General features: G+C 62.6%; 21 protein-coding genes and 1 pseudogene. 14 read left to right on the forward strand and 8 right to left on the reverse strand.

The window, feature by feature from the left end:
* Positions 1-439: 439 nt before the first annotated feature.
* The 3 genes from hydA to preA all read left to right on the forward strand — a co-directional run bounded on the left by hydA (position 440) and on the right by preA (position 4,677).
* Positions 440-1,879, forward strand: a complete 1,440-nt coding sequence (gene hydA / locus J3D60_RS10130; RefSeq protein ID WP_253491235.1) for a dihydropyrimidinase — start codon at positions 440-442, stop codon at positions 1,877-1,879.
* 156 nt (positions 1,880-2,035) lie between these two features.
* Positions 2,036-3,403, forward strand: coding sequence for an NAD(P)-dependent oxidoreductase (locus J3D60_RS10135; protein ID WP_253491237.1), 1,368 nt, complete (start codon positions 2,036-2,038; stop codon positions 3,401-3,403).
* Positions 3,403-4,677 carry an NAD-dependent dihydropyrimidine dehydrogenase subunit PreA gene (preA, locus tag J3D60_RS10140; protein WP_065927011.1) on the forward strand — a complete coding sequence of 425 codons (1,275 nt, stop codon included), beginning with the start codon at positions 3,403-3,405 and terminating at the stop codon, positions 4,675-4,677. The genes J3D60_RS10135 and preA overlap by 1 nt, the downstream gene beginning before the upstream one ends.
* A 61-nt stretch (positions 4,678-4,738) precedes the next feature.
* Here preA and J3D60_RS10145 read toward each other — a convergent pair whose 3' ends face one another.
* The gene (locus tag J3D60_RS10145; RefSeq protein ID WP_027606227.1) at positions 4,739-5,359 is read right to left on the reverse strand and encodes a TetR/AcrR family transcriptional regulator; all 621 of its coding nucleotides are present in this window, start codon (positions 5,357-5,359) and stop codon (positions 4,739-4,741) included.
* A 115-nt stretch (positions 5,360-5,474) separates the two neighbouring features.
* Here J3D60_RS10145 and copC point away from each other — a divergent pair, with 115 nt between their 5' ends.
* The 9 genes from copC to J3D60_RS10190 all read left to right on the forward strand — a co-directional run bounded on the left by copC (position 5,475) and on the right by J3D60_RS10190 (position 13,838).
* Positions 5,475-5,840: a copper homeostasis periplasmic binding protein CopC gene (gene copC / locus J3D60_RS10150; RefSeq protein WP_065940165.1), complete on the forward strand. Its 366-nt coding sequence runs from the start codon at positions 5,475-5,477 to the stop codon at positions 5,838-5,840.
* 3 nt (positions 5,841-5,843) lie between these two features.
* Positions 5,844-6,701, forward strand: coding sequence for a copper homeostasis membrane protein CopD (copD, locus tag J3D60_RS10155; RefSeq protein ID WP_253491239.1), 858 nt, complete (start codon positions 5,844-5,846; stop codon positions 6,699-6,701).
* Positions 6,702-6,892: 191 nt separating this feature from the next.
* Positions 6,893-8,143, forward strand: coding sequence for an OprD family porin (locus tag J3D60_RS10160; RefSeq protein ID WP_253491242.1), 1,251 nt, complete (start codon positions 6,893-6,895; stop codon positions 8,141-8,143).
* 223 nt (positions 8,144-8,366) lie between these two features.
* Positions 8,367-9,185, forward strand: a complete 819-nt coding sequence (locus J3D60_RS10165) for an NAD(P)-dependent oxidoreductase (protein WP_253491244.1) — start codon at positions 8,367-8,369, stop codon at positions 9,183-9,185.
* Positions 9,186-9,215: 30 nt separating this feature from the next.
* Entirely contained in the window at positions 9,216-10,091 is an 876-nt protein-coding gene (locus J3D60_RS10170; RefSeq protein ID WP_253491246.1) for an SMP-30/gluconolactonase/LRE family protein, read from the forward strand.
* Between the two features lie 51 nt (positions 10,092-10,142).
* A complete protein-coding gene (locus J3D60_RS10175) occupies positions 10,143-11,105 on the forward strand; it encodes a TRAP transporter substrate-binding protein (protein WP_065940169.1) in 963 nt (320 codons plus the stop codon).
* 66 nt (positions 11,106-11,171) lie between these two features.
* Positions 11,172-11,699, forward strand: coding sequence for a TRAP transporter small permease (locus tag J3D60_RS10180; RefSeq protein WP_253491248.1), 528 nt, complete (start codon positions 11,172-11,174; stop codon positions 11,697-11,699).
* A 1-nt stretch (position 11,700) separates the two neighbouring features.
* The gene (locus tag J3D60_RS10185) at positions 11,701-12,981 is read left to right on the forward strand and encodes a TRAP transporter large permease (RefSeq protein WP_092490249.1); all 1,281 of its coding nucleotides are present in this window, start codon (positions 11,701-11,703) and stop codon (positions 12,979-12,981) included.
* Complete coding sequence (locus J3D60_RS10190; RefSeq protein ID WP_253491251.1) at positions 12,981-13,838, forward strand: aldose 1-epimerase; 858 nt, start codon at positions 12,981-12,983, stop codon at positions 13,836-13,838. The genes J3D60_RS10185 and J3D60_RS10190 overlap by 1 nt, the downstream gene beginning before the upstream one ends.
* Here the strand turns inward: J3D60_RS10190 and J3D60_RS10195 are convergent.
* The 4 genes and pseudogenes from J3D60_RS10195 to J3D60_RS10210 form a co-directional block, all read right to left on the reverse strand.
* A pseudogene (locus tag J3D60_RS10195) lies at positions 13,822-13,947 on the reverse strand (outer membrane lipoprotein carrier protein LolA); the annotation flags it as partial. The gene J3D60_RS10190 and the pseudogene J3D60_RS10195 sit on opposite strands and share 17 nt — an antisense overlap.
* Positions 13,948-13,949: 2 nt before the next feature.
* Positions 13,950-15,095, reverse strand: coding sequence for an HlyD family secretion protein (locus J3D60_RS10200; RefSeq protein WP_027606218.1), 1,146 nt, complete (start codon positions 15,093-15,095; stop codon positions 13,950-13,952).
* The gene (locus J3D60_RS10205; RefSeq protein ID WP_253491255.1) at positions 15,092-16,735 is read right to left on the reverse strand and encodes an MFS transporter; all 1,644 of its coding nucleotides are present in this window, start codon (positions 16,733-16,735) and stop codon (positions 15,092-15,094) included. The genes J3D60_RS10200 and J3D60_RS10205 overlap by 4 nt, the downstream gene beginning before the upstream one ends.
* A 104-nt stretch (positions 16,736-16,839) precedes the next feature.
* Complete coding sequence (locus J3D60_RS10210) at positions 16,840-17,439, reverse strand: TetR/AcrR family transcriptional regulator (protein WP_253491258.1); 600 nt, start codon at positions 17,437-17,439, stop codon at positions 16,840-16,842.
* Positions 17,440-17,617: 178 nt separating this feature from the next.
* Here J3D60_RS10210 and J3D60_RS10215 point away from each other — a divergent pair, with 178 nt between their 5' ends.
* Positions 17,618-18,406 carry an SDR family oxidoreductase gene (locus J3D60_RS10215; RefSeq protein ID WP_065926998.1) on the forward strand — a complete coding sequence of 263 codons (789 nt, stop codon included), beginning with the start codon at positions 17,618-17,620 and terminating at the stop codon, positions 18,404-18,406.
* A 29-nt stretch (positions 18,407-18,435) separates the two neighbouring features.
* On the forward strand, positions 18,436-19,434 hold the full coding sequence (locus tag J3D60_RS10220; RefSeq protein WP_253491261.1) for an NADP-dependent oxidoreductase: 999 nt from the start codon (positions 18,436-18,438) through the stop codon (positions 19,432-19,434).
* 202 nt (positions 19,435-19,636) lie between these two features.
* Here the strand turns inward: J3D60_RS10220 and J3D60_RS10225 are convergent, their stop codons facing one another.
* The 3 genes from J3D60_RS10225 to ercA form a co-directional block, all read right to left on the reverse strand.
* Positions 19,637-21,115 (reverse strand): DASS family sodium-coupled anion symporter, encoded by a 1,479-nt coding sequence (locus J3D60_RS10225; RefSeq protein ID WP_027606213.1) that lies wholly within the window; start codon positions 21,113-21,115, stop codon positions 19,637-19,639.
* Between the two features lie 79 nt (positions 21,116-21,194).
* Positions 21,195-22,565: a hybrid sensor histidine kinase/response regulator gene (locus tag J3D60_RS10230; protein WP_253491264.1), complete on the reverse strand. Its 1,371-nt coding sequence runs from the start codon at positions 22,563-22,565 to the stop codon at positions 21,195-21,197.
* Entirely contained in the window at positions 22,549-23,712 is a 1,164-nt protein-coding gene (gene ercA / locus J3D60_RS10235; protein WP_065926995.1) for an alcohol dehydrogenase-like regulatory protein ErcA, read from the reverse strand. Before ercA ends, J3D60_RS10230 begins: the two co-directional genes overlap by 17 nt.
* Between the last annotated feature and the right edge of the window lie 34 nt (positions 23,713-23,746).

Consider the following 23,746-nt stretch of genomic DNA (forward strand, 5'->3'; position numbering starts at 1 on the left):
CTTATATAACTCGCTGATGTTAATCAGCTTTCCGATTGTGCCTACGGTACTTGCCGCGTGACTCAGGCTAAATAACGCGCAAGTTATCCGAACTGTCAGGACTCAATCTGGTGCACCACAATTATTTTTATTTACCGACCCCGTCAAGAGGCATGTCTCAAGCGTCTGATTTGCAATAAGAAATGTTGCTCATATTGGGAACCTGTCAAGTGCGTCAAAATGGTGAGAGGCCGCTGCATTTTGGTGATTTTGTATTTTTATCCTTATAAATCAATACATTAAATACGATATATGCTTATAAAAAATCTTCTTGCTCTATCGAAAAACTCGGGCTAGTTTCTATTCCTGTCACCGATGACAGGAATTAACCGAACATCGGCGCGTAGCAATACAACACTTAGAACTGGCACAAGCCGGTCAAGCCTGTGAGGAACTCGACATGTCGCTGTTGATCCGTGGCGCCACCGTTATTACCCATGATGAAAGTTACCGCGCCGATGTTTTATGCGCAGGCGGTCTGATTCGCGCCATTGGCACGGACCTGGATATTCCCGCCGGCACTGAACAACTCGATGGCAGCGGACAATATTTGATGCCCGGCGGCATCGATCCCCATACCCATATGCAACTGCCCTTCATGGGCACCGTGGCCAGTGAAGATTTCTTCAGCGGCACGGCGGCGGGTTTGGCGGGGGGCACTACGTCGATTATCGACTTCGTGATTCCCAACCCGCAGCAATCGCTGATGGAAGCGTTCCATCAATGGCGGCGCTGGGCGGAAAAGTCCGCGTCCGACTACGGCTTCCACGTGGCGATCACCTGGTGGAGCGAACAGGTGCGCGAGGAAATGGCCGAGCTGGTCAGCCACCACGGCATCAACAGCTTCAAGCATTTCATGGCCTACAAGAACGCGATCATGGCGGCCGACGACACCCTGGTAGCCAGCTTCGAACGCTGCCTGGAACTCGGCGCCGTGCCCACCGTGCATGCAGAAAACGGCGAGCTGGTGTACCACCTGCAACGCAAGCTGATGGCCCAGGGCATCACCGGGCCGGAAGCGCACCCGCTGTCGCGCCCGTCCCAGGTGGAAGGCGAAGCGGCCAGCCGCGCGATCCGTATCGCCGAGACCATCGGCACGCCGCTGTACCTGGTGCACGTGTCCACCCGGGAAGCGCTGGATGAAATCACCTACGCCCGGGGCAAGGGCCAGGCGGTCTACGGCGAAGTGCTCGCCGGCCACCTGCTGCTGGACGACAGCGTCTACCAGCACCCCGACTGGCAAACCGCCGCCGGCTATGTGATGAGCCCGCCGTTCCGCCCGCGCGGGCATCAGGAAGCGCTGTGGCATGGCCTGCAATCCGGCAACCTGCACACCACCGCCACCGACCACTGCTGCTTCTGCGCCGAGCAAAAAGCCGCCGGGCGTGACGATTTCAGCAAGATCCCCAACGGCACCGCCGGTATCGAAGACCGCATGGCGCTGCTGTGGCACGAAGGGGTCAACAGCGGACGCCTGTCGATGCAGGAGTTCGTCGCGCTGACCTCCACCAACACCGCGAAGATCTTCAACCTCTACCCGCGCAAAGGCGCGATCCGCGTGGGTGCGGATGCCGACCTGGTGCTGTGGGACCCCGAGGGTACGCGGACCATTTCCGCCAAGACTCACCATCAGAAGGTCGACTTCAACATCTTCGAAGGCAAGACCGTGCGCGGCGTGCCGAGCCACACCATCAGCCAGGGCAAGCTGGTCTGGGCCGATGGCGACCTGCGCGCCGAGCGCGGGGCCGGGCGCTATGTGGAACGGCCGGCGTATCCGTCGGTGTTCGAGCAGTTAAGCAAGCGGGCGGAGCATTCCAGGCCGGTTGCTGTGAAGCGCTGAGACCGCTATCGGGGGCAAGCCCCCTCCCACACTTGACCGCATTCATTCAAATACAACTCGGTCGAATGTGGGAGGGGGCTTGCCCCCGATGAGGCCAGTACAGGCAACAAAAATGCCCACTTAGAGGCAATCCAAAAAAACCGTGAGGCCCACACCGTGATCCAGACCCTGACCCACCTCCCCCATCCCCACGAAGACGGCGCCACCCTCGCCAGCCATTTCACCGACCTGGCGCCGCCCCTCAATGCGCGCCAGGCCCAACTGGAAGCCTCGCGCTGCCTGTACTGCTACGACGCCCCGTGCGTGAACGCATGCCCCAGCGAAATCGACATCCCGTCGTTCATCCGCAATATCCACACCGACAACGTCCAGGGCGCAGCGCAGAAAATCCTCTCGGCCAACATCCTCGGCGGCAGCTGCGCGCGGGTCTGCCCTACGGAGATCCTCTGCCAGCAAGCCTGCGTGCGTAACAACGCCGAAGAATGCGCGCCGGTGCTGATCGGTCTGTTGCAACGCTACGCCATCGATAACGCCCACTTCAGCGAACACCCGTTCCAGCGCGCCGCACCGACCGGCAAGCGCATCGCCGTGGTCGGCGCAGGTCCCGCAGGGCTGGCCTGCGCCCATCGCGCCGCTGTGCACGGGCACGACGTGGTGATCTTCGAAGCGCGGGAAAAGGCCGGTGGCCTGAATGAATACGGGATCGCCAAGTACAAGCTGGTGGATGACTTCGCCCAGAAGGAACTGGACTTCCTCCTGCAGATCGGCGGCATCGAAATCCGCCATGGCCAGCGCCTGGGCGACAACCTCACCCTGAGCGAACTGCACCAGCAATTCGATTCGGTATTCCTCGGCCTGGGCCTGGCGGCCAGCAAGCAACTCGGCTTACCCCATGAGGACGCACCCGGCCTGCTCGCCGCCACCGACTATATCCGCGAACTGCGCCAGGCCGATGACCTGACTCAACTGCCCCTGGCCGACCGCTGCATCGTGCTCGGCGCTGGCAATACCGCCATCGACATGGCCGTGCAAATGGCCCGGCTCGGTGCCCGTGATGTAAACCTCGTCTACCGCCGTGGTCTGGCCGATATGGGCGCCACCCAGCATGAGCAGGACATCGCCAAGGCCAATCAGGTGCGCCTGCTGACCTGGGCCCAACCCGAAGCAGTCCTGCTCGACGGCCAGGGCCACGTACGTGGCATGCGCTTCGCCCGCACCCGCCTGGAAAACGGCCGCCTGCAATCCACCGGAGAAACCTTCGAACTGGCCGCCGATGCCGTCTTCAAGGCCATCGGCCAGGGCTTCGACAACGACGCCTTGCACGACCCCCTGGCGCAACAGCTGCATCGCGCCGGCGAGCGTATCTTCGTCGACGAACAGCTGCGCACCAGCATCCCTGGGGTCTACGCCGGCGGTGACTGCGTCAGCCTCGGCCAGGACCTCACCGTGCAGGCGGTGCAACACGGCAAGCTGGCCGCCGAAGCCATGCACGCCCAACTCATGCTGAATGTGGAGGCTGCGTAATGGCCGATCTCTCGATTGTGTTCGCCGGTATCAAGGCCCCCAACCCATTCTGGCTGGCCTCCGCGCCGCCCACCGACAAGGCCTACAACGTGGTGCGTGCGTTTGAAGCGGGCTGGGGCGGCGTGGTGTGGAAGACCCTGGGTGAAGACCCGGCGGCGGTCAACGTGTCATCGCGCTACTCGGCGCACTACGGCGCCAACCGTGAAGTGCTGGGCATCAACAATATCGAATTGATCACCGACCGCTCCCTGGAGATCAACCTGCGGGAAATCACCCAGGTCAAAAAGGACTGGCCCGACCGCGCGCTGATCGTGTCGCTGATGGTGCCCTGCGTGGAGGAATCCTGGAAAAACATCCTGCCCCTGGTGGAAGCCACCGGCTGCGACGGTATCGAGCTGAACTTCGGCTGCCCCCACGGCATGCCCGAACGCGGCATGGGCGCGGCGGTGGGCCAGGTGCCGGAGTACGTGGAACAGGTGACGCGCTGGTGCAAGACCTATTGCTCGCTGCCGGTGATCGTCAAGCTCACGCCGAATATCACCGACATCCGCGTAGCCGCGCGGGCGGCGTATCGCGGCGGTGCGGACGCGGTGTCGCTGATCAACACCATCAACTCCATCACCAGCGTGGACCTGGAACGCATGGTCGCCCTGCCGATGGTCGGCACCCAGAGCACCCACGGCGGTTACTGCGGCTCGGCGGTCAAGCCGATTGCCCTGAACATGGTTGCCGAAATCGCCCGTGACCCGCAGACCCAGGGCCTGCCGATCTGCGGGATCGGCGGCATCGGCAACTGGCGCGACGCCGCGGAATTCGTCGCCCTCGGTTGCGGCGCGGTTCAGGTGTGCACGGCGGCGATGCTGCATGGTTTTCGCATCGTGGAAGAGATGAAGGATGGGCTGTCGCGGTGGATGGACAGCCAGGGCTACACCAGCCTGCAAGAATTTTCCGGGCGTGCAGTGGGCAACACCACGGACTGGAAGTACCTGGACATCAATTACCAGGTGATCGCCAGGATCGACCAAGCGGCGTGCATTGGCTGTGGGCGTTGCCATATTGCCTGTGAGGACACCTCGCACCAGGCCATCGCCAGTCTGAAACAGGCGGACGGCACGCATAAATACGAAGTGATCGATGATGAATGCGTGGGCTGCAACCTGTGCCAGATCACCTGCCCGGTGGCGGATTGCATCGAGATGGTGCCGATCGACACGGGCAAGCCGTTTTTGAATTGGACGCAGGATCCGAGGAATCCGTACCGGGAAGCGGTGTAGGCCTGCAGGCCGCTATCGGGGGCTTGCCCCCGATAGCGGCCCTCAGCCCCACCACAACAACTCAAGGCTCCAACCCAATCCCACGCAAAATCACACTGGTCACCGTCTGGATCGCCTTCTCGAACTGCATATCCGACAACGGCTGGTGATCATTCAGAATCTTCACCTGGTGATCAAAGTCAGCATAGTGCTGGGTCGACGCCCAGATCATGTACAGCAGGCTCGACGGCTCCACCGGCAGGATGCGCTTGTCTTCCACCCACTGGCGAATTTTCGCTTCCTTCATCTTGGCCCAGTCGTACAGGCTTTCATCCAACGCCTCACCGAGTGTCGGCGCGCCGTGGATGATCTCGTTGGCCCAGACCTTTGAACCATAGGGCCGCGTGCGCGAGCGCTGCATCTTGGCGCGGATATAGCTGCTGAGCACCACCCGGGGATCATCGAAGGTCTCGAAGCTGAGGGCGTCCTGCTTCCACACTTCCAGCAGGTCGAACAGCACCGCGCTGTACAGCTCGCTCTTGGTGGTGAAGTAGTAATGCAGGTTGGAGCGCGGCAGTTGTACTTCTTCGGCGATATCGGCCATGGCAGTGCTGCCGTAGCCCTTTTCGGCGAAGATTTTCTCCGCCGCCAGCAGGATTTTCTCGACGTTGACCCGACGAATTCCGCTCTTGTGATTGCCCATAAGGGCTCCCTGACAAAGACATGCCCCAAAGACTACCACCGCTCTAGATCGGGGCGACAGGCGCAGTCGAAACTTCGTACACTGCCCGCTCCTAACCATTGATGGGTATTGCACCATGTTGATCAAGAAAACCCTGACCACTGTCGCCCTGCTCGCCTCCCTGCTGGGTGCCTCCGCAGCATTTGCCCATGCTCATCTGAAAAGTGCCACGCCTGCGGCAGACAGCAGCGTCACCGCGCCCAAAGACCTGCGCCTGACCTTCAGCGAAGGCGTCGAAGCCACCTTCACCAAAGTCTCCTTGAGCAAGGACGGCACCGAAATCGCCATCAAAGGCCTGGAAACCCCGGACGCCGACAAGAAAACCCTGGTGGTGACACCGGCCGCCCCACTTGCGGCGGGCACCTACAAGGTGGTGTGGAATGCGGTGTCGGTGGACACCCACAAGAGCAACGGTGAATACAGCTTCAAGGTCGGCCAATAACCCATGGCGACGCTGCTGGTGCTGTGCCGGTTCGTGCATTTCATCGTCGTGCTGTTGATGTTCGGGGCCTGTGTATTCAGGCCCTGGCTCCTCGGCGCTGAACCGCAGCCGGTGCTGGACCGGCAATTGCTGCGCATCACCCGTGGGCTGGCATGGACGGCCCTCGCGTCGGGGCTGATCTGGCTGGGGTTGATTACCGCCAGCATGGCCGGTTCATGGCCGGCGGCACTGGAGCTGTCGACCGTGCAGTTGGTGTTGGGCAAGACCTTTTTTGGCCAGGTGTGGACCTGGCACCTGATCGTCAATGGCTTGCTTGTCATCGCCCTGATGACCCCGTGGAACGCCCCGCGCCTGCCATTGCTCACACTGTTGCTGATGACTCTCGCCCCGGTCGGGCATGGCGCCATGCTCGACGGGCTGAGCGGGCAGTTGTTGATCCTCAACCAAGTGGTGCACCTGGTATGCGTCGGCGCATGGCTGGGTGGGTTACTGCTGCTGGTATTGATCCTCAGGCAGCCACACCGTGTTGAACTGGCGCCTGTCCTGCGTCGTTTCAGCGGCATGGGTTATGGCCTGGTCAGCGGCCTGCTGGTGACCGGCCTGATCAATGTGCGCGTACTTACCGGACAGCTGTGGCCCACGCCGTTGTTCAGTGGTTTTGCCCTGATTCTGCTGATCAAGGTGATGCTGGTGCTGGGCATGTTGGCGCTGGCATTGTTGAACCGGTTGCGCCTGGATAGCGGCGAACAGCGGTTGGGCAGCTTGAAGGCCAGCGTGATGCTGGAATGGCTGCTCGGTGTTTGTGCAGTCGCGGCCGTTTCACTCCTTGGCACTTTGCCGCCGATGGTCCTGGCGGGCTGAATGTGGAAGGGGCAAGTCGAATCGTCGCACCGCCCCTCCCACATTGACCCTGTGCGCTCTGGATCAACCCTCACCTAGTCATCGTATAACTTCTGCTTGACACACCCTGAAAACCCCGCAAATATCCGCTCCAATGTTGTACGACGACGTATAACAAATAATAAAAACAACAAATGAAAGGGAGCGTCACTGTGAGTCCATTCGCCCGCAATTCGTCCGCGCGTCTCAGTGTTATCGGCCTGTTTACCCTGCCCCTCCTCGCCCACGCCGACGGTTTCGTCGACGACGCCAAGGCCACGCTCAACCTGCGCAACGCCTACTTCAACCGCAACTTCACCAACCCGAGCAATCCCCAGGGCAAGGCTGAAGAGTGGACGCAGAGTTTTATTCTCGACGCCAAGTCCGGCTTCACCCAGGGCACCGTGGGGTTCGGCATTGATGTGCTGGGGCTGTATTCCCAGAAGCTCGATGGCGGCAAAGGTACCGGCGGCACCCAGTTGCTGCCGATCCACGACGACGGCCGCCCCGCCGACAACTTCGGGCGCCTGGGCGTGGCGCTGAAAACCAGGCTGTCGAAGACCGAATTGAAGGTCGGCGAGTGGATGCCGGTGCTGCCGATCCTGCGCTCCGACGATGGCCGCTCGCTGCCCCAGACCTTTCGCGGCGGCCAGGTGACGTCCAGCGAAATCGCCGGCCTGACCCTCTACGGCGGCCAGTTTCGCGGCAACAGCCCGCGCAACGACGCGAGCATGGAAGACATGTTCATGAACGGCAAAGCGGCGTTCACCTCCGATCGTTTCAACTTCGGCGGCGGCGAATACACCTTCAACGACAAGCGCACCCAGGTCGGCGTGTGGTACGCCGAGCTGGCCGATATCTACCAGCAGCAGTACCTCAACCTGACCCACAGCCAGCCCGTGGGCGACTGGACCTTGGGGGCCAACCTCGGCTTCTTCAACGGCAAGGAAGACGGCAGCGCCCTGGCCGGCGACCTCGACAACAAGACCGTGTTTGCCCTGCTCTCGGCCAAATACAACGGCAACACCTTCTACGTGGGCCTGCAAAAACTCACCGGCGACAGCGTGTGGATGCGCGTCAACGGCACCAGTGGCGGCACCCTGGCCAACGACAGCTACAACGCCAGCTACGACAACGCCAAGGAAAAATCCTGGCAGGTGCGGCATGACTTCAACTTCGTGGTACTCGGCGTGCCGGGGCTGACCTTGATGAACCGTTATATCAGCGGCAGTAACGTACACACCGGGGCGATCACCGATGGCAAGGAATGGGGGCGCGAATCGGAACTGGCCTACACCGTGCAGAGCGGTGCGTTGAAGAACCTCAACGTTAAGTGGCGGAATTCCACCATGCGTCGGGATTTCAGCACCAACGAGTTCGACGAAAACCGGATCTTTATCAGCTATCCACTCTCCCTGCTGTAGAACCTAGTCTCCCAGCCCCGGAAAATCCCCTGTGGGAGGGGGCTTGCTGCCGATGGCGGTGGGTCAGTAACAGATGCATTCACTGGCACGCCCTCATCGAGGGCAAGCCCTCTCCCACATTTTGCTCCGCACTCTGTCCGCAAGAACGTTGACAACCTGGGGGATCCCTAACAATACTTCGGCATAGTCATACGACAACCTACAACAAAAATTTGGAATCCCCATGACCACGACCACCCCCGCTCCCTTCAACCGCCTGCTGCTCACCGGTGCCGCCGGTGGCCTCGGCAAAGTCCTGCGCGAACGCCTGCGTCCCTACACCCAGGTGCTGCGCCTGTCGGACATCGCCAGCATGGCCCCGCCGGTGGATGCCTCGGAAGAAGTCCAGGCCTGCGACCTCGCCGACAAACAAGCGGTGCACCACCTGGTGGAAGGCGTCGACGCCATCCTGCATTTCGGCGGTGTATCGGTGGAGCGTCCGTTTGAAGAAATCCTCGGCGCCAATATCAGCGGTACCTTCCATATCTACGAAGCCGCACGCCGCCATGGGGTAAAACGTGTGATCTTCGCCAGTTCCAACCATGTGATCGGCTTTTACAAGCAGACCGAAACCATCGACGCCCACTCCCCACGCCGCCCCGACAGCTACTACGGCCTGTCCAAGTCCTACGGCGAAGACATGGCGAGCTTCTACTTCGACCGCTACGGCATCGAGACCGTGAGCATCCGTATCGGCTCCTCGTTCCCCGAACCGCAGAACCGCCGGATGATGCACACCTGGCTGAGCTTCGACGACCTGACCCAACTGCTCGAACGCGCGCTGTATACGCCGAATGTCGGTCACACCGTGGTCTACGGCATGTCGGATAACCTCGACACCTGGTGGGACAACCGCTACGCCGCGCACCTGGGCTACGCCCCGAAAGACAGCTCCGAAGTCTTCCGTGCCCAGGTCGAAGCCCAGCCACCGGTGGCCGCCGATGACCCGGCCAAGGTCTATCAGGGTGGGGCGTTCTGCGCCGCCGGGCCGTTCGGTGACTGAGTTCACACCAACCCAAGGGAATGAGTGGCCATGACTGCTGAATTGATTGTCGACGCCCGCAATGCCGTGGGCGAATGCCCGGTGTGGGTGCCCGAAGAAAACGCCCTGTACTGGGTGGATATCCCCAACGGCGGCCTGCAAAAATGGAGCGCCGCCAGCGGCCACGTTGCTGCCTGGAAAGCCCCGCAGATGCTCGCCTGCATTGCCCGCACCAGCGCGGGCAACTGGGTCGCCGGGATGGAAACCGGCTTCTTCCAACTCACGCCGCACAACGACGCCAGCCTCGATACCACGCCGTTGGCCAGTGTCGAGCATCCACGCCCGGACATGCGCCTGAACGACGGCCGTTGCGACCGCCAGGGCCGTTTCTGGGCCGGCAGCATGGTGCTGAACATGGGCGCGAATGCGGCCGAAGGTATCCTCTATCGCTATGCATCGGGTTCAGCCCCCCACGCCCAGTTGGACGGTTTTATCACCCTCAACGGCCTGGCCTTCAGCCCCGATGGCCGCACGATGTATGCCTCGGATTCGCATCCGCTGGTGCAGCAGATCTGGGCCTTCGACTACGACATCGACACCGGCACGCCGTCCAACCGTCGCGTGTTCGTCGACATGCACAACTTCCTCGGCCGCCCCGACGGCGCCGCCGTGGACGCCGATGGCTGCTACTGGATCTGCGCCAACGACGCCGGCCTGATCCACCGCTTCACCCCCGATGGACGCCTGGACCGTTCCCTGAGCGTGCCGGTGAAAAAACCCACCATGTGCGCCTTCGGCGGCAGCCGCCTGGACACCCTGTTTGTCACCTCGATCCGGGACGACCAGAGTGCCCAGTCAGTGTCCGGCGGCGTGTTCGCCCTCAACCCCGGCGTCACCGGATTGCCGGAGCCCCACTTCATCCTCTAGCTGCATCGCTGTGCCTTGAATACAACAATAACAACACAGGAGTGACCTCCCATGGACTTCAAACGCACCTTGCTCGCCGCCGCAGTCTTTACCCTCAGCAGCGCCGCCCATGCGCTGGAAATCAAATTCGCCGACATCCACCCCGCCGGCTACCCCACCGTCGTCGCCGAAGAAAACATGGGCAAGGCCCTGACCAAGGAAAGCAACGGCGAACTGACCTTCAAGTACTTCCCCGGCGGCGTGCTGGGCTCCGAGAAGGAAGTGGTCGAACAGGCCCAGGTCGGCGCCGTGCAGATGACCCGCGTCAGCCTCGGCATCGTCGGGCCGGTGGTGCCGGACGTGAACGTGTTCAACCTGCCGTTCGTGTTCCGCGACCAGGCGCATATGCGCAAGGTCATCGATGGCGAGATCGGCGATGAAATCCTCGCCAAGATCACCGACTCCGAGTTCGGCCTGGTGGCCCTGGCCTGGATGGACGGCGGCACGCGCAACCTCTACACCAAGAAACCGGTGCGCAACATCGAAGACCTCAAGGGCATGAAGATCCGCGTGCAAGGCAACCCGCTGTTCATCGATGCGTTCAACGCGATGGGCGCCAACGGGATTGCCATGGACACCGGCGAGATCTTCAGCGCCCTGCAGACGGGGGTGATCGACGGCGCGGAGAACAACCCGCCGACCCTGCTGGAACACAATCACTTCCAGAACGCCAAGTACTACACCCTCACCGAGCACCTGATCCTGCCCGAGCCCATCGTGATGTCGAAAATCACCTGGAATAAGCTCACCCCGGCGCAACAGGTCATGGTCAAAAACGCCGCCAAGGCCGCCCAGGCCGATGAGCGCGCGCTGTGGGATGCCAAGTCCGCCAGCAGTGAGGAAAAACTCAAAAAGGCCGGCGTCGAGTTCATCACCGTCGACAAAAAGCCCTTCTATGACGCCACCGCAGCGGTTCGCGCCAAGTACGGCGCGCCTTACGCCGACATCATCGCGCGCATCGACGCCGTTCAATAACCTCCCCTGCCTCTCGCAAAAGGCCCGGCGCGGTCTGCACCGACGCGCCCGGTTACGGTGAACGCCATGAAGAATCTACTGCTGCGCATCAACGACCGCATCTACATGACCTGCATCTGGGTCGCCGGCCTTTCGGTTCTCGGCGTCGCGCTGATCATTCCCTGGGGCATCTTCGCCCGCTACGTCCTCGGCACCGGCTCCAGCTGGCCGGAGCCCACCGCCATCCTGCTGATGCTGGTGTTTACCTTTATCGGTGCCGCCGCCAGCTACCGCGCCGGCGCGCATATGTCGGTGGCCATGGTCACGGACCGCCTGCCGCCCGTCCAGCGCCGCATCGTCGGCATCCTGTCGCAACTGTTGATGGGCACCATCTGCCTGTTCATGGCGATCTGGGGCACCAAGCTGTGCCTGTCCACCTGGAACCAGTTCATGAGCGCCATCCCGACCCTGCGCGTGGGCATCACCTATATGCCGATCCCGATTGGCGGGCTGCTGACCCTGATCTTCGTGGTGGAAAAACTCCTGCTCGGTGACCAGAGCAACCGGCGCGTGGTGCGCTTCGACCTGGTGGAAGAAAGCGAAGGGGCTGCCTGATATGGACGCATTGATTCTGCTGGGCAGCTTTATCGCCTTGATCCTGATCGGCATGCCGGTGGCCTACGCCCTGGGCTTGTCGGCGCTGATTGGCGCATGGTGGATCGACATCCCGTTCCAGGCCCTGATGATTCAGGTGGCAGGCGGGGTGAACAAGTTTTCGCTGATGGCGATTCCGTTCTTCGTGCTGGCAGGGGCGATCATGGCCGAGGGCGGCATGTCGCGCCGGCTGGTGGCATTTGCCGGGGTGCTGGTGGGGTTTGTACGCGGCGGCCTGTCGCTGGTGAACATCATGGCCTCGACGTTCTTTGGCGCCATCTCCGGCTCGTCGGTGGCCGACACTGCCTCGGTGGGCTCGGTGCTGATCCCGGAAATGGAGCGCCGTGGCTACCCACGGGAATTTGCCACCGCCGTCACTGTCAGCGGTTCGGTGCAGGCGCTGCTGACCCCGCCCAGCCATAACTCGGTGCTCTACTCCCTGGCGGCGGGCGGCACGGTGTCCATCGCCTCGCTGTTCATGGCCGGCGTGGTGCCTGGGTTGTTGATGAGCGCGTGCCTGATGGTGCTGTGCCTGATCTTCGCGAAAAAACGCAACTACCCCAAGGGCGAAGTGATCCCGCTCAAGCAGGCGCTGAAAATCTGCGCCGACGCGCTCTGGGGCCTGATGGCCATGGTGATCATTCTCGGCGGCATCCTGTCGGGCATCTTCACCGCCACCGAGTCCGCCGCGATTGCCGTGCTGTGGGCGTTCTTCGTGACCATGTTCATCTACCGCGACTACAAGTGGAGCGAGCTGCCCAAGCTGATGCACCGCACGGTGCGCACCATTTCCATCGTGATGATCCTGATCGCCTTCGCGGCCAGCTTCGGCTACATCATGACCCTGATGCAGATCCCGGCGAAGATCACCACGCTGTTCCTGACCCTGTCGGACAACCGCTACGTGATCCTGATGTGCATCAACGCCATGCTGCTGTTGCTCGGCACGGTGATGGACATGGCGCCGCTGATCCTGATCCTCACGCCGATCCTGCTGCCGGTGATCCTCGGTATCGGCGTCGACCCGGTGCACTTCGGCATGATCATGCTGGTCAACCTCGGCATTGGCCTGATCACCCCGCCGGTGGGCGCGGTGCTGTTCGTGGGCGCGGCGGTGGGCAAGGTGAGTATCGAGAAGACCGTGAAGGCGCTGCTGCCGTTTTATGGCGTGCTGTTCCTGGTGCTAATGGCGGTGACGTACATTCCGGCGCTGTCGTTGTGGCTGCCGAGCGTGGTGCTGTGATGATTGAACTCGAAGATAACCTGACCCACCTCACCGTGAATCCGGCCGTGGGCGGCAGCCTCGTCAACTGGACGGTGCGCGCCACCGGCCAGCCGTTGTTGCGCCATAACGACCAGCAGGCGATCCATACCGGTTTGCCGGGCAAGCTGGGGTGCTATCCATTGGTGCCCTGGTCCAACCGCATTGCCCACGGCGGTTTCGACAACCCCGACGGCTGGCTCGCGCTCACGTCCAACAGTCTCACCGATCCGCTGCCGATCCATGGCTCGGCCTGGCAACAGGCGTGGCAGGTGGTCAGCCACACGGCGGATGAAGTGGTGCTGGAGGTACTGTGCGAGACGCCGTTTGCCTATCGCGCCGAGCAGCGGATTCGCTTGAGCGACGGAGCGTTGAGTATTGAACTGCGGGTGACCCATCTGGCCGAAACAGCCGCATGGCATGGCCTGGGCTTGCATCCGTACTTTCCGCGCCGGCCGGGTACCCGGTTGCAGGCCAGGGCCGCACAGGTGTGGATGAGTGACGCATCCAAGCTGCCGACGGGGTTGGCGCCGGTGCCGGGCGAGTGGGATTTCCAGGCATTGAAGCCCCTGCCCGAAGGCTTGGTGGACAACGGTTTTTGCCAGTGGGACGGCTATTGCCGGATCGAACAGCCGGACCTGGGCTATGCGCTGGAATGCCAGGCCAGCGGGGCCGATTACTTCCTGCTGTACTGCCCGCCGGGGCTGGGGTTCTTTTGCATCGAGCCGGTGAGCCATCCGGTGAATGCTCATCACCTGGCGGGACGGCCGGGCCTGAAACTGCTGGAACACAATCAGTCGGTCCAACTCAATTTCAACCTGAAATACACCCCCCTGTAGGAGCGAGCTTGCTCGCGAAGAACCTCAGGGCAACGCGGGGCATCAGGCGCCCCGCGTTATCGTTGACGATCTTCGCGAGCAAGCTCGCTCCTACGGGGATCAGCGCCATGCTCAAGGTGGGGAGTTTTTGAGGCGGCCGGCGGTATCGATACTCACCACCACCGACAACCCCGGCCGCAACCGCTCGCTCTCAGCCTGATCCGGGTCCACCGTAATCCTGACCGGCACGCGCTGGGCAATCTTCACAAAGTTGCCCGTCGCGTTGTCCGCCTGCAACAGGCTGAACTCCGAGCCCGTGGCTGGGGAAATATGCTGCACCGTGCCGTGAAACCTGCGGTGGTTCAGCGCATCCACGGTGAAGGTTACCGGCTGGCCGACCTGCACATTGTCCATCTGGGTTTCCTTCATGTTGGCGATCACCCACAGCTGCTTCGGCACCAGCGCCATCAACTGCGCGCCGGAGTTGACGTAGGCCCCCAGGCGCACGCCAATCTGCCCCAACTGCCCGTCACGCGGCGCGGTAATGCGGGTGTTGGACAGGTCGATCCGCGCCAGCTCCACCGCCGCCTCTGCACTGGCCACCGCCGCTTCCAGGGAGCCGCGATTGACGATCACCGTTTGCAAATCCTGCCGCGCGATTTCCAGGCTGGCCTGGGCCTGGGCCACGGCGGCGATAGTCTGGGCATTGGCGGCGCGGGTCACGTCCAGCTCGCGCCGGGACACCGAACCGTCGCTGATCAGCTCTTCGTTGCGGCGCAGGTCGGCGGTGCTTTTGCGCGCCTGGGCCTGGCTGTCCACCAGTGCGGCCTGACGCAGCTTGATGGTGGCTTCGGCACTGTTGCGTTGCTGCACCACATTGGCCAGCGCGGCCTTCTGCACCGCCAGTTGCGCCAGGGCCTGGTCGAGGCGCTGCTTGTAGATGCGGTCATCCAGGCGCACCAGCAGGTCGCCGGCCTTGACGTACTGGAAGTCCTGCACCGGCACCTCGAACACATAGCCGCTGAGCTGCGGGCCGATAATGGTCACCTGGCCGCGCACCAGGGCGTTCTCGGTGGTTTCCACCGCGCTGCTGAACGGCGGCAATTGCCAGGCATACAGCACGATCAGCACGCCGACGATGGCAATCGCGGCAAAGCCCAGGGACGAGAGAATGCGCACGCGCAATGAGCGCGGCTCGGTGACCGTGGCGCCGGGCGGCGTGGTGCCTTCCGGGGTGGCGGCGATGGCGTTGGTGGTCGTGGTGGTCGGTTCGGTCATGAAGTAGCGCCGCTGGGTTGAACGGGAGTGGCTGTTTTAGTGGTGCTCATCAGCCACAGACTGCGGATAAAGATCCAGATCATGGTCAGGATCGCGACAATCGCGATCAGCATGAACACATCGTTGTAGGCCATGACATTGGCCTCGCGGGTCGCCGCCGTGGCCAGGCTGCGGATGCCCATGAGGTTCCGCAGTTCCGGGTCGGCGACGATACCGCCATAGGCCGAGCCGCCGCCCTGCACCCGCGCGGCCACACGCGGGTCGAGCAGCGTCAGGTGCTCGACAATCATGCTGGAATGATACTTCTCGCGCACGATCTGGAACGTGCCGAGCAAGGCCGCGCCGATCAGGCCGCCGAGGTTCTGGCAAATCCCGAACATCACCGAAAAGCTCACCAGGTTACGCGGGTTGGCCAGCACGTTTTTGGTCCCCAGCACCATGGTCGGCCCCAGGAAGAAGGTGCCACCGAAGCCTAGCAGGTACTGGCTGATGTACAGGTTCTGCGGGCGCGTGAGGTTGCTGGAGAAACTGTCCATCACCGAGCCGGTGGCCATCAGCGCCAGGGAAATCACCAGCGGCATCAGCAGGTGCGCCGGGTTGATCGTCAGCGCACTGACCGCCAGCCCGCTGATCGCGCCGGCCAGCATCACCACGTACAGCGTATGCATCTGCTGGTAGCTCATGTTCAGCATCTGCATGAACCCCACCGCACCGGTGGACTGCTCGGACAGCACCATGCGAATCAGGATCACCGCCAACGCCAGGCGGATCATGGTGCCGCTGCCCAGCCAGCGGGTCATCAGCATCGGGTTGGCGCGGTTATGCTCGATGGCCAGGCCGGCCATGATCAGCACCAGGGAACAGGCCGAGGCCACGCCGATCCACGGCGCTTCCAGCCACCAGTCGATACGCCCCAGGGACAGCACCGCACACAGCAGCGCGACACCGCTGGCGAGAATGGCGAAGGTGACGAAGTCGAGTTTTTCAAAGGTCTTGAAGCGGTCGCCGGGGGGCAGTTTGAGCAGGAATACACAACCCAGGCAGATCAGTGCCAGGCCCAGTTCGAACAGGTAAAGCCCGCGCCATTCGGCGATCTGCAGCAGGTCCTCGGAGAACAGCCGCGCCAGGGGCAAGGCCAACTGCGCCGTGCCCAGCCCCAGCACCAGGGATTTCAACCGCCACTTGGCCGGGAACGCCTGGATCATGTAGTACAAGCCCAACGAACTCAGCGCCGCACCCACCATGCCATGGGCCGCCCGTACGGCGATGGCCGAGTTGAGGTCGTTGACGAACAAGTGGCCGAAGGTCACCAGCGCGTAGAGCACCAGGAACACCTCGGTAAACGCCCGCAGGCCGAATTGCTGGCGGAACTTCACCAGCAGCAGGTTCATGCACACGTTGGTCATCACATAGGCGGCGGGCAGCCAGGCCATTTCCGCGGTGGTCGCACCGAGGGCGCCTTGCAGGTATTGCAGGTTGGCGATGACCAACGCGTTGCCCAGGCCACCGGTGATTGCCACCAGCACGCCGACCATCGCAAACAGCCAGCGCTTGTGCGTCGGATGCAACGGCGTCGACGGCGAGCCCGGCAGGCTCGGGCGCTCGTGGGGTTCCCAGGGGCGGGGGGTGTATTTGTCCATTCGATGACCTAGATGAGCCGACGGGTGACGTCGGTAAAACCACTACTCAGAGTAGTAAACCTGAGCGGGGTTCATCTTGCCATCTTGGGCGCATCGTTCAGCGCCTATTCAGTCACTCCTGCAGCGCTTTCTTTAGTCGAGGGCAATGCCGCGATGATCTCGGCGCGGCAGGTTTCCAGTATTTCATCCGCGAGCGGCGAGTCATCCGGACACGCCCGCGACAGCATGACCGCACCGATTGCATGGGCCAGCAGGTCGATCATCTTCGCGCGTGCCTCTTGCCTGGTGACATCCACCGCCTGCGCGTACTTGTCCCCAAGGGCTGCAAGCGTATTTTCAACGCCACTGGCAAAGGTCGCCTTCAGATCACCGGGCTGGCGGGCGGCGTCACCGCACAGGGCTGCCAGGGTACACCCCGCTGCCCTGCCGTCGCGGTGATCCCTGGACACGTACAGGTCGACAAATCCCGGCACGTCGAGATCGCAGGTACTCGACAGGGATTTGGCCAGGCTGTTTTCGGCCGCTTCGGCCATCAGATCGGCCTTGGAGCCAAAGTGTTTGTAGAAGCCTCCCTGGGTAAAACCCGCGGTAGCCATAAGCTCTGCCACACCCACACCGTCATAGCCACGCTCACGAAACAGCTCTGACGCCGTCTCCACAATATGAGCTCGGTTGGCGAGTGATTGCGTCTTGGTGATCTTCATTTCGCGGCCCTTACGACTCCTGAACAATGACCTGATCATACTCTGATGTCGGTCATAATCAAAACCATTGACAGCTTTGATTATGATCGACATCATAAAACCACCCGCACCTATCCCTGCGGCTGTGTGGCGCCGATCGCCGTACCTGATCATCCTGAACACTCAAGAGCATCCATTTATGAGCACTCCCGAAACCGTACTGATCACTGGCGCCTCCACAGGCATTGGCGCGACCTACGCCGAGCGTTTTGCCCAACGTGGGCACAACCTGGTGCTGGTTGCCCGCGATAAAGGCCGGCTGGACGCACTGGCCTCGCAGCTGCGTGAGAAACACGCGGTGTCCATTGACGTGATCCAGGCCGACCTGACTCAAACCGGTGACCTGGCCCGCGTCGAAGCACGCCTGCGTGATGACGCCAGTATCGGCATCCTGGTGAACAACGCGGGCGCCGCCCTCTCCGGCAGCTTCATCGAACAATCCATCGACAGCGTTACCAACCTGGTCGCGCTCAACACCACCGCCCTGGTGCGACTCGCCAGCGCCATCGCTCCACGCCTGGTACACGCCGGTAACGGCGCGATCATCAACATTGGCTCGGTGGTGGGGCTGGCACCGGAATTCGGCATGAGCGTCTACGGTGCAACCAAGGCGTTCGTGCTGTTTCTATCCCAAGGGCTGAGCCTCGAACTCTCGCCCAAAGGCGTCTACGTGCAAGCCGTTCTTCCAGCCGCCACCCGCACGGAAATCTGGGATCGCGCGGGCATCGACATCAATACCCTGAGCGAAATCATGAGCGTGGACGAGTTGGTCGATGCTGCGCTGGTCGGTTTTGATCGTCGCGAGCCGGTGACCATTCCGCCATTGCAAGACGCCGCCCGCTGGGATGCCCTGCAAGCCGCCCGCCAGGGTTTGCTGTCAGAGATTCGCCAGTCGGTCGTCGCCGAGCGCTATCAAGCCAAGGCGTGATTGTCACGTATAGCCATGGGAACTGAACGATGAAAGCCTTCCTGATCGACCGTTACGGCAAGCATCAAGGACGCCTTGCCGAGGTACCGGACCCGGAACCGGGCATCCACGACGTACTGGTCAAGGTACATGCCAGCAGCGTCAACCAGCTGGATTCGAAGATCAGCAAGGGTGAATTCAAACTGATCCTGCCCTACACATTCCCGCTGATCATGGGCAACGACGTGGCTGGTGTCGTTGTTCGCGTAGGGTCAGGCGTGCGCACCTTCAAGCCCGGTGACGAGGTCTACGCGCGCCCGCCCGACGCGCGCATCGGTGGCTTTGCCGAGCTGATCGCGATTGAGGAAAGTGCCCTCGCACTGAAACCCAACAACACCAGCATGGAACAAGCCGCCGCCCTGCCCCTGGTGGCACTGACCGCCTGGCAGGTGCTGGTTGAAACAGCCCGCGTGAAGAAGGGGCAAAAAGTCTTTATCCAGGCGGGCTCCGGTGGTGTCGGCAGCATTGCCATCCAGCTGGCAAAACACCTGGGGGCTTTCGTTGCCACCACGACCAGCACCGCCAACGTGGAGTGGGTCAAGGCGTTGGGAGCAGACGTGGTCATCGACTACACGCAGCAAAACGTCGAAAACGTCTTGCGTGACTACGACGTCGTCTTGAACAGCCTCGGCCCCGCCGAACTGGAAAAATCCCTGCGCATTCTCAAGCCGGGTGGGCAGCTCATCTCCATCTCGGGACCACCGACCGCCGAGTTCGCACGCGAGCAAAAGCTGTCCTGGGGACTCGGTTGGATCATGCGCCTGTTAAGCAGCGGCATACGCAGAAAAGCCCGCAGGCAGGGCGTCGACTATGGGTTCGTGTTCATGCGTGCGAGCGGTGCGCAATTGCAGAAAATCACCGCGCTCGTCGAGTCCGGCGCTATCACACCGGTGATCGACCGAACCTTCCCTCTCGAGGCAACGGCTGAGGCCTTGAGCTACGTCGAACGGGGCAGAGCCAAGGGCAAGGTGGTGATCAAGGTCCTATGACTAAGCCCACCCAACGCTCAAGCTGATGGCGATGCAGACTTGTCCCCCGTGAGGGTGCGAAGCGCCCCCAATGAAGGACGAATGGGGTGTACCCGATATTGCGCAGTGGCTGGTTTTGGGGCTGCCGAGCAGCCCAGCGCGGGACAAGCCCGCTCACCACATCCACAGTGGATCCCATGGGCATCCACAAGCGCATTTCAAATCAGATCCAACCGAGCCAGCTCCAGTAAGTCGCCGCAAACACCAACATCAACCCATACCCGATCAACGTCACCAAAATCCCCACCTTGGCAAACTGCCGCGCCGTAAACGTCCCGGTCCCCAAACACACCATGTTCTGCGGCGCATTGATCGGCAGGATAAACCCGTAGCTCATCACAAACCCCAACAGCATGGTCATGCCCAAGCGGTTGAACTCCCCCGGCAAGGTCTGCAGCACCGCAATCAATATCGGCAACAACGCCGAGGTCAACGCCGTGGCGCTGGCAAAGCCCAGGTGGATCACAATCAGAAACGCCCCCAGGATCGCAAACACCCCCAACGGCCCGACCTGATCCAGGCCGGTGTGCGCCACCACCTGGGACCCCAGCCATTGCCCGGCCTGGGTGGTCAGCAATGCGGTACCGAGGCTGATGCCCACGCCAAACACGATCACCGTGCCCCACGGGATGCGCGATTGCACATCCTTCCAGGTCATCACCCCAATCCCCGGCAGCAGCAGGAACACCAGCCCGGCGTAGGTGGTCGAGGTGGTGTCGAACGGGTGCAGACGCCCTTCCGTGGCCCACGCCAACAGCAGCAGCACCGAGACCGTCAGCAAGCGTTTCTGCGGGCCGGTCATCGGGCCGATGTCCACCAGGGACTGGGCCACAGCCTCCTTGCCACCGGGGATGCTGTCGGTTTCCGGCGGCAGCAGCTTGATCACCAGGAACAGCAACACCGCCGACATGATCACCGCCCACGGTGCGCCGGCGATCAGCCAGTCGATCCACGACACGCGCTGGCCGAGCATCTTGTCCATAAAGCCCACGGTCAGCAGGTTTTGCGCGGCGGCGGTCTGGATGCCGACGTTCCAGATGCTGGTGCCCTGGGCCACCACGATCATCAGGCCGGCGGCGATGTTGGAGCGCTTGTCCACGCCAAACGCAGCAACCACGCCCATCATGATCGGCACCACACAGGCGCTGCGCGCCGTGGCGCTGGGGACGACGAGGCTGAGCAGGATGGTCACCGCAATCGCCCCCAGTAGAATGCCCCGCGTGCTGGTGCCGACGCGGGTCAGGGTCACCAGGGCGATACGCCGGTCCAGGCCGGTGTGGGTCATGGCCGCCGCAATGAACAACGCGCCCGCCACCAGGGCCAGTGCCGGGTTGGAAAAGCCGGTAAGCGCCATGCTGATGGCCGGGCTGGAGCCGATCAGGTGCGTGGGGTCTTGCAGCGACGGCGCGGTGCCGAGCAAAAACGCCATGAGCGAGGTGATCATGATCGCGCTGGCTTCATAGGACACCGCCTCGGTGATCCACACCACCACCGCAAACGCGAGGATCGCCAGCATGCGCTGCCCGGCCACCGGCAGGTCGGCGGGCAGCGGCAACAGCAGAACGCCGACCATCACCAGTACGCCGATCACCAGGCCCAGGGGCAACTTGAAAGAGGCTGCGGTTGTTGCGGGGGCGTTCATGGCGGGCTCCGTCGGGCTCTGAATCAGGCAGGCAGCATGGGGCAAAGCGCCGCAACAGGTGTTGACGGGTATCAACACCCTAGGTCAATAACTGGCTCAACACCGCCCGCAACTTGCCGGGCTTGAGCGGTTTGTTCAACAACGGCGCGTCCAGCCGGCGCAGCGCGCGGCGGCACTGGTCGGTACGGTCGGCGGTGATGATCACGGCGGGGATGTTCTGCGCGAAATGCTCGCGCAGGTGCTTGACCACCGCGCAGCCCACCACTCCATGGTCGAGGTGGTAGTCGGCCAGGATCAGCTCCGGCGCCCTGCCCTGCAACGCCAGCAACGCCCCGGCCTGGTCGGTGGCGGTAATTACCTCGCAGCCCCACTGCGCCAGCAGCGCACGCATGCTGTCGAGGATGCTCACCTCGTTGTCGATCACCAGCAGGCGTCTTCCCGGCAGCGGGTTGCCCGTGGTCGGTAGCACCGGCAGTTGGCTGATCGCCAGGGGCATCTCTTCGCTGATGGGCACCTCGATACTGAACATTGAGCCGCGCCCGGGCCACGAACGGACCGCCACCGGGTAGCCGAGGATCTCGGCGATGCGCTCGACAATCGCCAGGCCCAGCCCTACGCCTTTGCGGTCCGAGGCACGGCCGACGTCGAGCTGGTTGAATTCAAGGAAGATCGCGTCGAGGCGGTCGGCCGCGATGCCGCGCCCGGTGTCCCACACCTCCAGGCGCAGGCGATCGCCACGGCGGCGCGCGCCGAGCAGGATGCAGCCCTCGTCGGTGTAGCGGCAGGCGTTGCTGAGGAAGTTACGCAGGATCCGCGTCACCAGGCGCAGGTCGGTGCGAATCGCATAATGTCCGGTACGCGCGCGCAGGTTCAGCCCGGCCGCCAGCGCCACCGACTGGAACTCCGAGACCAGCGGCGCAAACAGCTCATCCAGGCGATACAGCGCCACGTCCGGCTTGACCGCCGCCTGGTCGAGCCGCGAAATATCCAGCAGGTCGGTGAGCAAATCCTCGGCGCCTTCCAGGGCCTGGTGCGTACGTTCCACCAGCACCTGTTCGACGCTGGGCAGGTTGCGCTCGCGCAGGGTGGAGACCAGCAGTCGCGCGGCGTTGAGTGGCTGCAACAGGTCATGGCTGGCGGCGGCGAGGTATTTGTCCTTGCTGCGGTTGGCGGCCTCGGCGGCATCGCGGGCATCGCGCAGTTCCTGTTCGACCTGCTCGCGCTGGGCGATCTGCTGTTGCAGGTTGCGGTTGGCTTCCAGCAGTTCATCGGTGCGCGCCGCCACGCGCTGCTCCAGCTCATCGTTGAGACGGATATAGCGGTTGCGCTCGGCCTCCAGCTCGTCGAGACGCGCGGTGAGTTCCGGGTAGTGGCTCTTGCGCGCCGAGTGATTGCCCAGGCCCAATAGACCGGCGAGGGCCTGTTGCTGGTCGTCAGAGCGCTTCGCCATACACCACCTCGACATCACGCTGGCTGGACTCGCGCGGGTTGGTGAGGATGCACGGGTCGTGCATCGCATGCTGGGACAGGAACGGAATGTCCGCCACACGCACGCCATGCAGGCCGAGGGTTTCATGGAAGCCGATGGCGTGTTTCAGGGCAATCAGGTGTTCCACCAGGCGCCCACAGATCTGTCGGTGGTTGAGGCCACGGCAATCGATGCCGAAGGTCTCGGCAATCACCTTGAAGCGCTCCGGCGCCGAGTTGTAGTTGAACGCCACCACGTGTTCCACCAGCACCGCGTTGCACAAGCCATGGGGCAGGTCGAGAAACCCGCCGAGGCTGTGGGACATGGCATGCACCGCGCCGAGGATCGCATTGGAGAACGCCAACCCCGCCTGCATGCTGCCGAGCATGATCTTCTCGCGCAGGGCAATGTCACCGGGGTTGGCGATCATCTGCACCAGGTTGCCGTTGATCAGGCGCATGGCTTCCAGCGCATGGGGGTCGGTCAGCGGGCCATGGCCGGTGGACACGAACGCCTCGATCGCATGCACCAGCGCGTCGATGCCGGTACAGGCGGACAGGAACGGGTCCATGCTCGCCGTGGTTTCCGGGTCGATCAGCGACACATCCGGCACCACCGCCTTGCTGACGATGGAGAACTTCATGCGTTCCTGCTGGTTGGAAATGATCACGAACTGCGAGACATCCGCCGAGGTGCCGGCGGTGGTGGGGATCAGGATCAGCGGCGGGCTCGGCACGCGGATGGTGTCCACGCCTTCGAACTCGAGGATGCAGCGCCCATGGGCGACCACAATGCCGATGGCCTTGCCGCAGTCCATGGGGCTGCCGCCGCCGATGGCCACGATCACGTCGCAATGGTTTTCCCGGTACACCTCGGCACCGAGCATCACTTCCTCGACGCGCGGGTTGGGCGACACGGCGCTGTACAGGCAGTAGTCGATGCCGATGGCCTGCAGGCTGGCTTCCACATCGGCGACCCATCCGGCGGCGATCACACCGGGGTCGCTGACCACCAGGACCTTGCGCGCACCAAAGGTCTTGGCGTAGTTGCCGACGTTGTGCCGACAGCCGGCACCGAAGATGATTTCAGGCGAGACGAATTTACGCAGGAGGCTCAGATTGGGGCTCATTGGAAAGCCTGTTGTTATTATTTTTGGGAGATGC

This window comes from Pseudomonas sp. S3E17 (assembly GCF_024168685.1).
In the GTDB taxonomy this organism is placed as follows: Bacteria; Pseudomonadota; Gammaproteobacteria; order Pseudomonadales; family Pseudomonadaceae; genus Aquipseudomonas; species Aquipseudomonas marginalis.